General features: G+C 43.7%; 12 protein-coding genes. 5 read left to right on the top strand and 7 right to left on the bottom strand.

The window, feature by feature from the left end; genetic code table 11:
* The first annotated feature begins 32 nt into the window (after positions 1 to 32).
* The 3 genes from odhB to FRX45_RS17470 are packed head-to-tail and all read left to right on the top strand — an operon-like array spanning position 33 to position 3,958.
* On the top strand, positions 33 to 1,610 hold the full coding sequence (gene odhB / locus FRX45_RS17480; RefSeq protein WP_152269748.1) for a 2-oxoglutarate dehydrogenase complex dihydrolipoyllysine-residue succinyltransferase: 1,578 nt from the start codon (positions 33 to 35) through the stop codon (positions 1,608 to 1,610).
* A gap of 23 nt (positions 1,611 to 1,633) precedes the next feature.
* Positions 1,634 to 2,491: a hypothetical protein gene (locus FRX45_RS17475; RefSeq protein WP_152269747.1), complete on the top strand. Its 858-nt coding sequence runs from the start codon at positions 1,634 to 1,636 to the stop codon at positions 2,489 to 2,491.
* Positions 2,492 to 2,527: 36 nt separating this feature from the next.
* Positions 2,528 to 3,958, top strand: a complete 1,431-nt coding sequence (locus FRX45_RS17470; RefSeq protein ID WP_152269746.1) for an RsmB/NOP family class I SAM-dependent RNA methyltransferase — start codon at positions 2,528 to 2,530, stop codon at positions 3,956 to 3,958.
* 113 nt (positions 3,959 to 4,071) lie between these two features.
* Here FRX45_RS17470 and FRX45_RS17465 read toward each other — a convergent pair whose 3' ends face one another.
* The 5 genes from FRX45_RS17465 to trpS form a co-directional block, all read right to left on the bottom strand.
* Positions 4,072 to 5,757: a S8 family serine peptidase gene (locus FRX45_RS17465; protein ID WP_152269745.1), complete on the bottom strand. Its 1,686-nt coding sequence runs from the start codon at positions 5,755 to 5,757 to the stop codon at positions 4,072 to 4,074.
* Between the two features lie 19 nt (positions 5,758 to 5,776).
* Positions 5,777 to 6,637, bottom strand: coding sequence for a hypothetical protein (locus tag FRX45_RS17460; protein WP_152269744.1), 861 nt, complete (start codon positions 6,635 to 6,637; stop codon positions 5,777 to 5,779).
* 213 nt (positions 6,638 to 6,850) lie between these two features.
* A complete protein-coding gene (gene mnmA, locus FRX45_RS17455) occupies positions 6,851 to 7,951 on the bottom strand; it encodes a tRNA 2-thiouridine(34) synthase MnmA (RefSeq protein WP_152269743.1) in 1,101 nt (366 codons plus the stop codon).
* Positions 7,952 to 8,217: 266 nt separating this feature from the next.
* Positions 8,218 to 8,853, bottom strand: a complete 636-nt coding sequence (locus tag FRX45_RS17450; RefSeq protein WP_152269742.1) for a deoxynucleoside kinase — start codon at positions 8,851 to 8,853, stop codon at positions 8,218 to 8,220.
* Between the two features lie 99 nt (positions 8,854 to 8,952).
* A complete protein-coding gene (trpS, locus tag FRX45_RS17445; protein WP_226805433.1) occupies positions 8,953 to 9,963 on the bottom strand; it encodes a tryptophan--tRNA ligase in 1,011 nt (336 codons plus the stop codon).
* A gap of 100 nt (positions 9,964 to 10,063) precedes the next feature.
* Here trpS and FRX45_RS17440 point away from each other — a divergent pair, with 100 nt between their 5' ends.
* Positions 10,064 to 11,545: an aldehyde dehydrogenase (NADP(+)) gene (locus FRX45_RS17440; RefSeq protein WP_152269741.1), complete on the top strand. Its 1,482-nt coding sequence runs from the start codon at positions 10,064 to 10,066 to the stop codon at positions 11,543 to 11,545.
* Between the two features lie 177 nt (positions 11,546 to 11,722).
* Positions 11,723 to 12,559, top strand: a complete 837-nt coding sequence (locus tag FRX45_RS17435; protein WP_226805432.1) for an SMP-30/gluconolactonase/LRE family protein — start codon at positions 11,723 to 11,725, stop codon at positions 12,557 to 12,559.
* Between the two features lie 376 nt (positions 12,560 to 12,935).
* Here the strand turns inward: FRX45_RS17435 and pdeM are convergent, their stop codons facing one another.
* Complete coding sequence (gene pdeM, locus FRX45_RS17430; RefSeq protein ID WP_152269739.1) at positions 12,936 to 13,595, bottom strand: ligase-associated DNA damage response endonuclease PdeM; 660 nt, start codon at positions 13,593 to 13,595, stop codon at positions 12,936 to 12,938.
* 151 nt (positions 13,596 to 13,746) lie between these two features.
* On the bottom strand, positions 13,747 to 14,511 hold the full coding sequence (locus FRX45_RS17425) for a nucleotidyltransferase family protein (RefSeq protein ID WP_226805431.1): 765 nt from the start codon (positions 14,509 to 14,511) through the stop codon (positions 13,747 to 13,749).
* Positions 14,512 to 14,571 lie beyond the last annotated feature (60 nt).

Below are 14,571 nucleotides of genomic sequence, written 5' to 3'. Positions count from 1 at the left end.
TAACAGGATAAATCAGCATAAACTGAAAAAACATGATTGACATCAAGGTTCCGGTAGTAGGAGAATCTATAAGCGAAGTTACTTTATTAAAATGGGTTAAGCCCGATGGTGCATATGTTGAAAGGGATGAAGTGATTGCGGAGCTGGAAAGTGAAAAAGCTACATTTGAAGTGAATGCTGAAAAAGCAGGGGTATTAAAAACACAGGTAAACGAAGGCGATACCATTGCCATTGGCTCTGTGTTGGCTAAAATAGATGAAACGGTGGCTAAACCGGCAGTTGCAGAAGCCCCTGCTCCTGCAACGAATGGTAAAGCTGAAGATAAAGCAGCGCCTGCAGTTATAAAACCTGCTGAAGAAGCCAAAGCGGCTGGCAAGGGCAAAATACAGGTGAAAGTGCCTGTGGTGGGAGAGTCTATAAGTGAGGTTACCTTATTGAAGTGGGCAAAAAAAGATGGCGACCTGGTAAGGCGTGATGAAGTGATTGCTGAACTGGAAAGTGAAAAGGCCACTTTTGAGCTCAATGCAGAAGAAGCCGGCAAGTTGTCGGCTTCGGCAAAGGAAGGAGATACCGTTAAAATAGGGGATGTTATAGCCACAATTGACACGGATATTGCCGTACCCGCTGAACAAAAAGCAGCGGCACACCAACCGGCTGTTGCCGAACCAAAACCCGCTGCCCAGGCTGCGGTTAGCGCGCGTGCGGCAACTCATTCGGCTGATGTAAAAGCTACACCCGTAGCGGCTGCAATTATAGCCGATAAAAAAATTGATCCCAAAAGTATAACGGCCAGTGGAACTGCCGGCAGAATTGTAAAAGGCGATGTATTGGCCGCCTTGGCCAACCCGGGCAAAAAAGCTTTCGATGGGCAGGAACTGTTTACCCGTAATGTGCGTAACCAAAAAATGACAAGCCTTCGTAAAACGATCAGCAGGCGGCTGGTAGAATCAAAAAATACCACTGCCATGCTTACCACGTTCAATGAAGTGGATATGACCCGCATCATGGAAATCCGGAAGGCATTTAAGGATAAGTTTAAGGAAATACACGGCGTAGGTTTGGGATTTATGAGCTTTTTTGCAAAAGCATGTGCTATCGCATTGTCTGAATGGCCGGCCGTAAACGCCAATATAGACGGCGAAGAACTTGTGTATCATGATTATGCAGATATCAGCATTGCCGTAAGTACGCCACGCGGGCTAACTGTTCCGGTTATACGAAATGTAGAAAGCCTGGGCATGGCCGATATTGAAAAGAAAGTGATAGAACTGGCCAATAAAGCCCGTGATAATAAATTAAGCATGGATGAATTGCAGGGTGGAACGTTTACCATTACCAATGGTGGTGTATTTGGTTCATTGATGAGCACGCCAATTATTAATCTACCCCAGGCGGCCATATTGGGCATGCATAAAATACAGGAGCGCCCCATGGCCATAAACGGGCAGGTGGTCATAAAACCCATGATGTATGTTGCGTTAAGCTATGATCACCGTATTATTGATGGAAGGGAATCGGTAAGTTTTTTGGTAAGAGTAAAAGAATTGCTGGAAAATCCGGAACTGTTGTTATTTGGAAAAGATCCCGTTAAAACGCTGCTGGAATTATAAAACTGTAAACCCTGCTTCTTTATATGAACCCTAAATCACTACTCGTACTGCTGACAGGCATCTTTGTTTTTATTTCCTGCAGCAAAGAAGAATCTTTTGAAAAAAAGAGGGCTGACATTGACGACAAAGGTCCGCTGCTGGTTAAGGTAACGATGCAGCCTGCGGGTGCTACATATACCGGTGTGATTACGCTGGCATACGATAATCATAAAAAGCTGTTGAATATAAAAAGCAAGCTCGAAGGGGAAGCGGACGAATCTTATATAGAACAGGAAATTGTTTACTATCGCAACAGTAAAGGTGTTATAGAACGTTTGGTTCAAATTGAGGATATTTATGACGAAGGCGGCAACCTCCTGCTGAAGGAAAGCGCAACGCTGAACCTGCATTTTACCGGAAGCGGGCAATACACGCATGGCATCAGAACTTTTTCAAACAGTACCGGAGAAAGAGACAGTATTATTTACACGTATAACAACAAAGAACGCATAGCACAGGTTAAAGTACTCAGGAAAGCGTCCAATAGCAATGTGTACGCCGATGAGCAAGTTACCGGCTACACCTATGATGAAAAGGAAAATATTTCGGTGATGACGATACAGTTTGCCGATTATGGTGTGCTGAACCCACCTCAGACTATCAGTTTTCAATACAATGATAAACTTTCGCCTATGAACTTTGGTGATGAAGCGCTTTTAAACGGATTTATCATGGACGGATTTAACTCACCCCATTGCCTCACGGGTGTAAGCGATATTGCGGAACCGGATCATTCCTGGAATATGAGTTACGAATACAATGATCTGAATAAGCCTGTGAAGGGTGTGTACAATAATCCCGTAACGCAGGAAAAGATGAATTACGCCTATTTTTATCAATAACCTTCTCTTTCGCATTTAATTATTCACTTTTGCAGTGTGAGCAGATATCATTCTTACCTCAACACCTCCGCAGGTATTATCAAGCGCTACAATGGTGATCAGCCCCTTGCTGCTTTCCTGAAAAACTTTTTTGCTGCAGATAAAAAATACGGATCGAAAGACAGGAAGCAGATCAGTCATTTGTGCTATTGCTATTACCGCACGGGAAAAATGTTCAGGGTGCATTTACCTTCAGTGGGAAAGTTCAAATTGTCACCGGTTGGTGGGGACACCAACCGGGGCGGTCCGCCGTGGGCGGTGTCTTCACCGCCCACAGTAACGAAAACCATGTGGCAATCTGAAATGCGTCCAATACATGCGTCCAATATATCCGCGGACAACGACACCTTACATGCCCATATATTGGCCGGGTTATTTTTATGCAGTTCAGAACCTAATGAAATGCTGCAGCAGTTAAAGCCGGCGTGGAATGAAAAGGTGCATCTTTCTATAGAAGAGAAATGTGAAGTATTAAATAAAAAGTTTAATACCGAGCGTACCTCACAACTCACCATTCACCCTTCACCCTTCACCACCCACTGCTCACCGCTCTTTGTATTTCCATGGCAATCAGAACTGAGCGGGGGAATAGATCATTCTCTTTTTTGCCATTCTTTTTTTGTGCAGCCCGACCTGTTTATCCGTATCCGGCCCGGGTATAAAGCAACAGTGCAGCAAAAGTTAGATGCGGGTAAAATACAGTACAGGCTCATCAATGAAAATTGTATTGCTTTTAGCAACACCACAAAGCTGGATGCAGTGATTGAAGCAGACAGGGAAGCCGTGGTACAGGATTACAGCTCGCAACAAGTGGCCAACTTTTTGAAACCACTGCAGGGCGATCATCAGCTTAACGTATGGGACTGTTGTGCAGCCAGCGGCGGAAAATCCATACTGGCAAAAGATACACTAAAAAACATTCACCTTACGGTATCGGATATACGAAAATCAATACTCATCAACCTGGAGAAGCGTTTTGCCGCTGCCGGTATAAAAACATACACCGCCAAAGTAGCCGATCTTACCCATTCGCCCTTGGCCATTCATCCCTCACCATTCACTACTCACCATTCACCCCTCGCCCCTCACCCCTCACTTTTTGATCTTATTATATGCGATGCGCCCTGCTCCGGAAGCGGCACATGGGCAAGAACACCGGAACAACTGTATCACTGGAAGGAAGAAAACCTGGATCATTACACAGCGCTTCAAAAGAAAATTCTTTCCAATGTAATTCCTTCATTAAAGCCTGGCGGCCATTTGCTGTATATTACGTGTTCCGTTTTTAAAAGGGAGAATGAAGCAATGGTGGATGAAATAAAAGAAAGATTCAATCTGCAGTTATTAAAGATGGAAGTGCTGAAAGGATATGATAAGAAGGCCGATACCTTGTTCGCAGCGCTGCTAACATTGCCAACATGCATTTGAGATTTAAGATTTGAGATCGAACTATCAGTGATCAGCTTTGGGCAAAGGATATCATTCTGCTGTTAGTAAGGAAATTCCCTTGCAACCTGAACCCTGTAACCCTGAGACCTCCTCTACTTCATCAACGGCACAATACGATCATTTTTTCCATCGGAGTAATGGAGCCAGTAAACGCCCTGCTGCAGGTAAGCCAGGCTGCTGAATGATAAAAACTGAACTACGCCGGGTTGTGCATCTGTTGTTTTTACCAATAGTTTTTTACCTGTAGCATCGTATAATGAAAAAGAAATTTTGCCATTCACTTTTGGCTTTAGCAATACAGTAAAATCGTTTACAAAGGGAACAGGGTATGCTTTCAGCCAGTCGTTGTTCAAAATACGGTCAGCATTTTGCAATTGCCTTTTCTTCTCCAATATCTCATATGCTACACGCATATTAGGGATACCGTATCCCACGCGGTCATCAGGGTTATTATATTTATCCGCACTTCTTTGTACAGCATCGAAGATGGTTGCATTGCTGAACTCCGGGAATGCCTGCCACAGGCATGTAATTAAACCTGCCAGGTTGGGATTGGCTACCGAAGTGCCACTGGCACTGGCAGGATTACCATCTGTACCTGCAATTACGGTTCCCCAGCCCACAGAAGCTACATTGGGTTTTATTCTTCCATCGTACGAAGGTCCGTAGCTTGAAAAGCCAGCTACCTGTTTACCGGCATTTACAGCGCCAATGGCAAGCACATGTTCGCCATCAGCAGGGGCTATAAGGTAATGCCAGCTATCGGTGCCGGAATTACCTGCACTGTTGGTAACAAATATTCCTTTCTTTGCTGCCATTTCCGCGCCTTTTGTAATAATAGTAGACGCGCCATTCATATCGGAATAGCTATGGTTTAAGGAAGGATTGGTAAAAGTATTGTACCCCAGAGAAGATGTAATAAGATCAACACCCAGGCTATCGGCCCTTTCGGCTGCGGCTACCCAGTTTTGTTCTTCCACCGGATATTCTGAGGCAACGTCTTCTGTGCGGAACAGGTAAAATTTTGCTTTGGGCGCTGTGCCCACCAACAGTCCCGGCCGGTTTGCCGCTATGGTTGAAAAGCAAACCATTCCATGTGTATGCTCTTCTGTTACACTGGTTTTATTGGCCACAAAATCCCAGGTGCCCAACACCTGGTTATTCAGCCGCACGCTGTCGAACGCGGGGTTGGTATCGTAATGATAAAAGCCTGCATCCAAAATGGCAATGGTCATGCCTTCACCCCGGAAACCTTTGTTGTGTAAGAATTCTCCTTCATGAATATTTACCTGCGCATACATATTGCCGTAACTATAATAATCGTTGCCTCCCTGTACCATATGGCTCCGTTTTACAGGAAAGATCATTTCGCTGAATTTATCTTCTTTATCCTTTTCCCAACCCGAAACCCTTGGTGCGATACCCGAAACAGACTGTACAAAGGAAAACCTGTTTATGTTTTGTAATGCGGATGGATCGGTGGTTTGTATTAATACCTGGTTCAGCCATTTGGAAACATTAAGAATGCTCAGCGTTCCCGCATGGCGAATGCTGTCGAGATAAGCCGGGTTAACGGGAAGGTCGGAGCTGTCAATGGCAACCTGTTGCCTTGTTCTTCTTTCTATGGCTTTAGGTGATAAATATTGCGAAGGGTTGTTAAGTGTATAAGGGTTGTTGTCCTTGTTGTTTAAAACAATAATATACCTTGAAGATTGTGCATAAGCATCATTCAATGCGAATGCGAGAAAAAAAAGCAATAAAGGCGCTATTGTTTTCATAGAAACAAGGTGATGTGCATTAGTTATGTTCAATCATCTTTAGCTTAATACCATAGCCATCATAGGAATACCGGCTGGCTACTGTATCGCATTTCATGTACCCACTCATTGTTTGGGCAAGCGAATCGCAGTTTACGTCATACGGACAGGGTGTATCGGGTTGCCCTTCAACTATTACCCGGCAGTTACCCAGCGTATTATTTTTTTGGTACAGCCAATGAATAAGATCTTTATAAATAAGGCCTATATCTTTTCCATATACCTCCATGCTATAATTTTTTGAGGCAATATTGTTGGGAGATGATAATGGGTCGCCTGTAGATTCATCAATATGTAAAACAGTTACCGTATTTTCAATAAGGATATTATTAATATTATACGGCTGATCTACATTGATATAATTGTACTCCCACAGATTCAGGTAGCTTAAAGCCCCCTCTGCATTAATATAGCTGTTGCCCTGCCAGAAGTAATTTTCTTTTACAGGTGCTTTTAATTTTATGTAACGCAGATTATTTTCAACGTATTCTATCGAGTTAGCCAGCGGGGTTACCATAAACGTAGCAATATCTGTCCATGGCTTTACACCTGCTGAATCCCTGATCATTCTGCGAATACGGTAACTGGGACGATCCATATTATCTGTTATCTCAGCATCTATCATATCTTTTACCTGGTAACTGTGAATTTCCTTAGTTGTTTCAAAATTGGTAAATACAGTAGAATCCATTTGGTAAACAATATATTTTCCAACCTGGGTAGGGTAATAATCACTAACCGGTGTCACAGAAAATTGGTCTTTTTGCTTTTTGCAAAACTGCAGGCTTAAAAAAACAGGCAGCGCCAGGATAAGAAAAAAATATTTGCGGCTTTTGCTCATACACAAAGATTAGAAAAAAGCTTTAATACAGGCAATCCAAAAAAGCATAAGGTTGCATATATACCTGTTAAAAATAAAAATCGGAAAGAAGCTTTCCGATTGCTAACGTTTTGATTTTCTTTTTATTGCCGGCTGGCTATCAGCTTTCAGCGGTCAGCTATGAGCTAAAACTACGGATGATGAGATCAGTGTTTGTTTTTACCCTCTTACTTTTCACCTCTCACCTCTCAAAATCACTCCCCCGCCAATTACATCTTCACCTTCGTAAAATACGGCGCTTTGGCCGGGAGCAATACCTTTTACATGATCATAAAAGCCAACCTGTATCCCTTTTTCGTGGTTTTGTAAAGCAGAAAGGGCTCCGCTGTCTTTATACCTGATCTTGGTTATGGCTTCCATTCCATCGGTAATGCCATCATACTTTAACCAGTTGAGCTTGCCCACCAGCATTTCCCGGCGGTTCAGTCCTTCCTCATCACCCAAAACAACGGTATTGGTTTCGGGTATGATCTGTGTTACATAGGCAGGTTTTCCCAATGCAATGTCCAGTCCCTTTCGCTGACCGATAGTATAAAAGGGATAGCCTTTGTGCTGGCCAATGATCTTTCCGGTTGCATCCACAAAATTTCCCCCGTTTACCCTTTCCTCCAGTCCATCCACTTTTCGTTTCAGAAAGCCGCGGTAATCATTATCGGGCACAAAGCAAATTTCATAGCTTTCACTTTTCTTAGCCAGTTCGGGATAGCCATAATCCAAGGCCATTTGCCTGATCTCTGTTTTACGGTATTTACCCAGCGGCAGCATGGTACGGCTTAACAGATCCTGCTGCAAGCCCCACAATACATAGCTCTGGTCTTTGGTTTCATCTGCGCCTTTGCTGATATAGTATCGTCCGTTGGAATGCCGGTGAATATTACCATAGTGCCCGGTAGCGATATACTCGCAATCCAATGCATCGGCTCTTTTTAAAAGCGCCCGCCATTTAATATGGGTATTGCACATTACACAGGGGTTGGGGGTGCGCCCTGCGAGGTATTCTTCCACAAAATTTTCTATTACGGCGTCTCCGAACTCGCTTCTTATATCCAGAATAAAATGAGGAAAGCCATGTTCTACCGCCGCCATCCGGGCATCGTTAAAGCTGTCTACATTGCAGCAACCGGTTTCTTTTTTACTGCTGCCCGCGCTGGCATAGTCCCATGTTTTCATGGTAATGCCCACTACTTCGTACCCTTCATCATGGAGCATAAGCGCCGCAACAGTACTGTCTATACCGCCACTCATTGCCACCAGAACTTTTCCTTTACGGCTCATAATAATTTACAAATTAGCCTGCAAAAATACGAAAAAAGTGGCACTGTCAGCAGGAGGTATCAGGAGCGATCAGCAGTCGGCAGTCAGGTGAGTAACTTTCTTGAATACTTGAAATGGAAGAATCTATTGTTTGGTATCATTCCATAGCACCGTCCCTCTTGCTTCTCCGCCGCGGCGGATCGCAATGACGGAGAGGGAAAGAGTCCGTCCGGATGAAACGTTCCAATGGGCCCGCCCGAACGATGTTTAGTCGGGCGGGGGTGAGGTCAAAACAATCCATACAACTGCGTGTCAATTTTATGTATGATCTCTCCCAGGTGCTCTTCATCTTCGGGGAACTTGTTTTTATCAATATCAATTACCAGCAGTGCGCCTTCCTTGTAGCCGTCAATCCATTTATTATAAAATTCATTCAGGCGCTTTAGGTAATCCAATCGTATATTTTCCTCATACTCCCTTCCGCGTTTTTGTATTTGTCCCACCAGTGTAGGCACAGATGCCTGCAGGTATATAAGCAGGTCAGGCGGATTGACCATGGTTTTGAGCGTTTCAAAAAAACCGAAATAATTTTCAAAATCGCGTTTGCTCATCAGGCCCATCTCATGAAGATTAGGAGCGAATATATGCGCGTCTTCATATATAGTTCTGTCCTGTATAACCGTTTCGTTTCCTTTTTGTATTTCAAGCAGGTTCCTGAGCCTGGTATTTAAAAAATAGATCTGGAGATTAAAGCTCCATCGGGGCATGTCTTCATAAAAATCGTACAGATACGGATTATGATCCACATCTTCGAACTGTGGTATCCAGCGGTAATGCTTGCTCAGCATTTCCGTGAGGGTAGTTTTTCCGGCGCCGATATTTCCTGCTACTGCAATATGTTTGGGTTTCTTAGTTTTCGCCATTACGATTGTGTTCAAAATTTGAAATGTGGGATAGCAGATAAAAGTGCATGTTCAAGATAAATAAATTTAACTGCTTTAAATCCCCGTACAGTGTTTTTCTTAAAAATATTTTATCCCTATAGCTTCACGCGTCAGTTGCATGGTTCTTTTAGCGCTTTCTGCTGCTTTGGCAGCGCCCTTTTCCATTACTTCTTTCATATAAGTTTCATTATTGCGTATATCTTGCGCCTTTTCGCGAATGGGGGTAATGAACCGTATCATGTCCTCCGCTAATTGTTTTTTCAAATCGCCATAACGAATCGTACAGTTATTATAGCCAGATTCAAATTTTTCATACACATCACGGGTACTGGTAAGTGCCAGCAGTTGAAATATATTTTCAATATAGTTAGGCATGGGTGAGTGAGGCGCTTTCGGGCCTTCATCGGTCTTCGCCTTCATTATTTTTTTCTGGATGAGATCGTCGTCATCTGAAAGGTATAAAGTGGCATTTTGATTTTCACTCTTGCTCATTTTACCCGTACCATCAAGGCTGGGTACTTTAACAAGTTCCTGTCCGAAATTAAAGGCCACTGGTTCGGGAAAAATCTCTCCATAGCGATGATTGAACCGGCTGGCAAAATTCCTTGCCATCTCAAGATGTTGCTCCTGATCTTTACCCACCGGCACGTACAATGCACGGTGCAATAATATATCGGCTGCCATTAAGGAGGGGTAAGTAAGCAATGCCGCATTAATATTTTGTGGCTGCAGCCGGGCCTTATCTTTAAAAGTAGTGGTTTTTTCCAGTTCGCCTTTATAGGCCAGGGTATTCAGGTACAAATACAGTTCAGAAGTTTCGTGTACCGCACTCTGGCAATACAATGCAGCCTTATCCGGATCGAGCCCGCAGGCTAAGTATTCCGATATTACATGCAGTACGTTCGACCTTAAACTTTTGGTATCGGGATGGGTGGTGAGTGAATGCAGGTCGGCCACCATAAAATAGCATTCATATTCATTTTGCATGCGCACATAATTCTGCAGTGCGCCAAAATAACTGCCCAGGTGCAATATCCCGGTAGGACGGATACCACTCATTACAACCGGTTTCTTTGCGCTTTTTTCCATGGCGGCGAAGATACAGAATTTAGATGTTGGTGATTATCATTAAAGAATACCGAAATTTGAGGCAGGAAACTTTATCCGCATCATTCAATAAGCTATTATCATGAATACATTTAAAGATGCTACAACAGAAGAGATCAATGCCGTAATGGAACAATCATGGAACGCATTTGAAACCTATAGAACATTTTCGCTTCGGCAAAGAGCCGGCTTTATGCATGCCATAGCTACAGCACTCGGTTCCATAAGTGAAGTGATTGTTGCCGTAGCCATGAAAGAAACCCATCTTCCGGAAGCCAGGTTAATGAATGAATTAACCAGAACGATATTTCAGCTGAATAGTTATGCAGATGCCTGTGAACAGGGCAACTGGCTGGAGGCACGCATTGATACTGCGATTCCCGAACGCAACCCGCCAAAGCCTGATCTGCGGAAAATGCTTGTACCCTTAGGGCCGGTTGTGGTTTTTGGCGCCAGTAATTTTCCTTTTGCCTATTCTACCGCGGGAGGCGACACTGCCAGTGCGTTGGCTGCCGGCTGCCCGGTTATTGTAAAAGCCCATCCCGCCCATGCGCAAACATCTGAAATGGTAGCGGATGCTATTATAAAAGTTGCCCGCGAATGCAACATGCCCCGGGGTATATTTGCTCATGTACATGGTGCGGGCTTTGAAGTGGGGAAATCTTTGGTGATGCACCCTTATACCAAAGCGGTGGGCTTCACCGGCTCTTATGGGGGTGGCAAGGCCCTGTTCGACTGGGCAGCGCAGCGTAAAGAACCTATACCGGTTTTTGCAGAAATGGGCAGCATTAACCCGGTTTATCTTTTCCCCGAAAAATTAAAGCAATCACCTGTTGAATTGGCCAAACTGTATGCCGGCTCCATTACCCTCAGTACCGGCCAGTTCTGCACCAACCCCGGACTCATCATTGGCATTGATAACGAAGAACTTCAAAAATTTATAACAACGCTGGGTAACGAGATTGAACAAATCGCTCCTTCTACCATGCTGCACCCCGGTATTGCCAAAGCCTTTGTAACCAACCGCAACAAAGCACTGATGCAGGAACATGTGGACACCATTGCGGTTGCAAAACAACAGCCCGATGAAAACCAGGGCATTCCCACCATTGCTTCGGCTACAGGGCAAGCCTTTTTAAATAATCCCGTACTGCACGAGGAAGTGTTTGGACCTTATTCGCTTGTAATACGGTGCAGGGATATGAATGAAATGTTAGCCATAGCCACCCGAATGGAAGGACAGTTAACTTCTACACTGATGGCAACGGAAACAGATATGCGCCATTATACCCCATTGGTAGAAAAAATCAAAAACAGTTGCGGCAGGATTATTGTAAATGGTGTACCTACCGGTGTGGAAGTATGCCTGAGCATGCAGCACGGCGGTCCCTTCCCTGCAACTACCGATCCCAGGTTTACTTCTGTTGGGGCCGATGGCATTAAAAGGTTTGCACGGCCTTTGTGCTTTCAAAACTGGCCAAACAACCTGTTGCCCGATGAACTGAAAGACGCCAACCCGCTGGGAATATGGAGAATGGTGAATAATGAACTGACGAAAGCATAAGGATTGATGATCTGAAACCTACCCTGCCGGAAGGCTGGTTTGAGATTTAAGATTTGAGCCCTCTTAAGACAATAATTCCGGACCTGCCAATGCTTTATTTTTTATATTTGATAAAGATTCTGCACTGCTATCTTTACCGTAAGACAATGTATTCATAAACTATAAACCATTCTGAACATGAAACCTTCTTTATTATGCGCCGTTCTTTTCAGCTTCATCCTGCTGTACGGCACAGCACAGTCGCAGGAAAAACAGTTGGTAAAAAAATGGGAAACCGATACCCTTTTAAAGGTGCCCGAATCTGTAAGGTTTGATGGCGCCAATAAAGTGTTGTATACCGCCAATATTGACGGAGAACCATGGGGAAAAGATGGGAAAGGCTCTATAGGCAAAGTAGGATTAGATGGCAAGATCATCGCATCGGAATGGGTTACCGGCTTAAATGCACCCAAAGGCATGGGCATCCATGCGGGTAAATTGTATGTAGCCGATGTGGATGCAGTTGTGGTTATTGATATCGCAAAAGGAAAAATCATACAAAGGATTGCGGTGGAAGGAGCGAAGGGTTTGAATGACGTTAGCATTGACTCCAAAGGAGCGATCTATGTTTCGGACTCGCAAACCAAAAAAATACACCGTATTGAAAATGGAAAGTCAACCGTAGTACAGGAAAACCTGAAAGGCCCCAATGGCGTACTGGTGGTGGGATCCGACCTGTATTTAACCAATTCAGGTGGATTATACAGGGCGGAAAAAACAGGCGCTTTAACATTAATTGCCGATGGCATGGAAGGAGGAACAGATGGTATTGAAGCTGTAGGCAATGGAGATTTTATTGTATCGTGCTGGGCAGGCTCTATATGGTATGTGTACGCCGATGGCAAAAAAGATCATTTATTGGATACCAGGGAGCAAAAGATCAATTCGGCCGATATTGGTTACGATCCTGCAACCAAAACAGTGTATGTACCTACCTTCTTTAAAAACAACGTAGTGGCCTATACCCTGCAATAGCATATCATTTATCGTAAAAAATCATACTAAGATCGAAGGAATGAGGCTTGCTGGCGAATAAAGTTTCATAAATGGGATTGCTGAAGCATCTTTACATCAAGCAAATAGCAACAGTTCTAAGCAGATAGGTAAAACAAATGCAGTATTCAAAAAAACAAGAGGTTGTTTAATACTTCGCCAAAAACTCCTGCCTCAAACAGGAATTTCCATCCATCAAAGATAAAGCCGGTTGTACATCAACCGGCTTTATTTTTTATGCAGCAGATCCATCATCTTATTAGGTTGCTATAATAGCTCCATTTGAAACCTGTCCGCAGGCAGGTCCTATATCCCATTGCGGAATCTCCTTATACCAGATAGCCACTGCTAAGAGATCTCAAATCAACATTACCTTATCATCCACTATGGCAAAAACTTTGTCGTGCCTTGCCTTTTGTATGCTGGCTACGCCCGTAAACCGGCTAAATGCTGGCAGGGTGCAGCAGTTTGCAGCAAAGTGAAAACAGGGTAACCGCAAACCCTGCTTTGCTAGTCCCTTTATATAAACGCCGGGATGAAGATGCCCGGAGAAAATATATTTTTCCATGAGATCCTGTTTATGCATGCCACTATAATCATGACAAAAAACAAATTCCCCCATTGCCAATTTGGCCTGGTGAAGTGTAATAGCAACGTTTTCATACCATTGCTCTTTCAAAATATCATGATTGCCTTTAATAAGCTGAACGGCAAGGGAAGAGAAATCGCTTCTCCACCTGCAGAACAATTCCAGCTCCTTATTACATTCACTGTGAAACATATCGCCAACGATGACCAGTTGTTCCGGCTTGAAAAATTGAACGAGGTTAACCAGGCGCTGCATATCTTCCTTAAAAACCGTTTGTGGCACGCCAATGCCCGACTTGCGGAAATGCCCTGTTTTACCCAGGTGCAGATCGGCAAGAATAAGCGATTTTTGTTCTTCCCAGAAAATAGAACGATCTGCGCTCAACCATAAGGTTTGTGCGGATATACTATGTTTTAATGGAGGATGCATGAGGCGAGGTTTCAAGTTACAGGTTATACAGGGTAAGGCATAAGGTGTAGGGCAATAGGGTATACGTAAGTAATTACTTACCACTGGCTGCTTACCACTCATCACTGAATCTGAAAGCTGATACCCGATACCTCATACCCATACCCCAAAATTAATGGAAATAGTGTTCTGCCTGTTCAATGGCTTCCGGTTTGCCCACATCAATCAATACATCGCCGGAATGGTCAAAGCCCATGATCGAATAATGTTGTGACAAGCGGAGATACAGATCCACCAAAGAAAATTTTCCTTCTTCAGTAATTAATTCAAAAATGGCCGGATCAATAATATGGATACCACTGAATGCTTTGGGTATAATAGGCGTTGCATGAATGGAAATCTTTTCCTGTGCTGAAACATTGTTCCGCCATCCGCACAATTGATCGCTATCATTAAACAAAAAAGAGCGGGAAGCTTTTCTGTTGGTTACAGCCAGCGTAACCAATGGTTTATGCAGGCGGTGAAATTGCAGCATGGCATTGATATCCAGGCTGGTTAAAATATCGGCATTGATCACAAAAAAGGGATCATGCGGCTGTAAAAACCATGCGGCTTTTTTTAATCCGCCACCGGTTTCTAATGGCTCTTCTTTTTCATGCGAAACAGTGATATTACAGTTGAAATAATCATGCGCTTTTAAAAAGTCAATCACCTGGTCAGCAAAATGATGTACGTTAATGATCAGCTTCGTAATGCCAAATCCCTGCAGGTATTCAATATTGCGCTGCAGCAAGGGCTTGCCGTTCACTAAGACCAATGCTTTGGGATGATGGTCTGTCCAGGGTTTCAACCTTGTACCCAAACCAGCGGCAAAGATCATAGCGGTAGTTAAACCGTTTTTTGACTGTATCAAATTTTCGCTGGTATTATGCATCATAATTAACCAAAATCATTGCTTTAAAAGCGTGAGCAACTTTATCCCTGCAATTTGTAACCT

The sequence above is a fragment of the Agriterribacter humi genome (assembly GCF_009192765.1).
GTDB lineage: Bacteria > Bacteroidota > Bacteroidia > Chitinophagales > Chitinophagaceae > Agriterribacter > Agriterribacter humi.
This window is presented reverse-complemented; position numbering and strand designations above follow the sequence as displayed.

What these genes read in the sequence shown, in the direction of transcription:
- odhB (WP_152269748.1), top strand. Translation starts at nt 33, where the DNA reads ATGATTGACATCAAGGTTCCGGTAGTAGGAGAATCTATAAGCGAAGTT.
- FRX45_RS17475 (WP_152269747.1), top strand. Translation starts at nt 1,634, where the DNA reads ATGAACCCTAAATCACTACTCGTACTGCTGACAGGCATCTTTGTTTTT.
- FRX45_RS17465 (WP_152269745.1), bottom strand. Translation starts at nt 5,757, where the DNA reads ATGAAAACAATAGCGCCTTTATTGCTTTTTTTTCTCGCATTCGCATTG.
- FRX45_RS17460 (WP_152269744.1), bottom strand. Translation starts at nt 6,637, where the DNA reads ATGAGCAAAAGCCGCAAATATTTTTTTCTTATCCTGGCGCTGCCTGTT.
- mnmA (WP_152269743.1), bottom strand. Translation starts at nt 7,951, where the DNA reads ATGAGCCGTAAAGGAAAAGTTCTGGTGGCAATGAGTGGCGGTATAGAC.
- FRX45_RS17450 (WP_152269742.1), bottom strand. Translation starts at nt 8,853, where the DNA reads ATGGCGAAAACTAAGAAACCCAAACATATTGCAGTAGCAGGAAATATC.
- trpS (WP_226805433.1), bottom strand. Translation starts at nt 9,963, where the DNA reads ATGGAAAAAAGCGCAAAGAAACCGGTTGTAATGAGTGGTATCCGTCCT.
- FRX45_RS17440 (WP_152269741.1), top strand. Translation starts at nt 10,064, where the DNA reads ATGAATACATTTAAAGATGCTACAACAGAAGAGATCAATGCCGTAATG.
- FRX45_RS17435 (WP_226805432.1), top strand. Translation starts at nt 11,723, where the DNA reads ATGAAACCTTCTTTATTATGCGCCGTTCTTTTCAGCTTCATCCTGCTG.
- pdeM (WP_152269739.1), bottom strand. Translation starts at nt 13,595, where the DNA reads ATGCATCCTCCATTAAAACATAGTATATCCGCACAAACCTTATGGTTG.
- FRX45_RS17425 (WP_226805431.1), bottom strand. Translation starts at nt 14,511, where the DNA reads ATGATGCATAATACCAGCGAAAATTTGATACAGTCAAAAAACGGTTTA.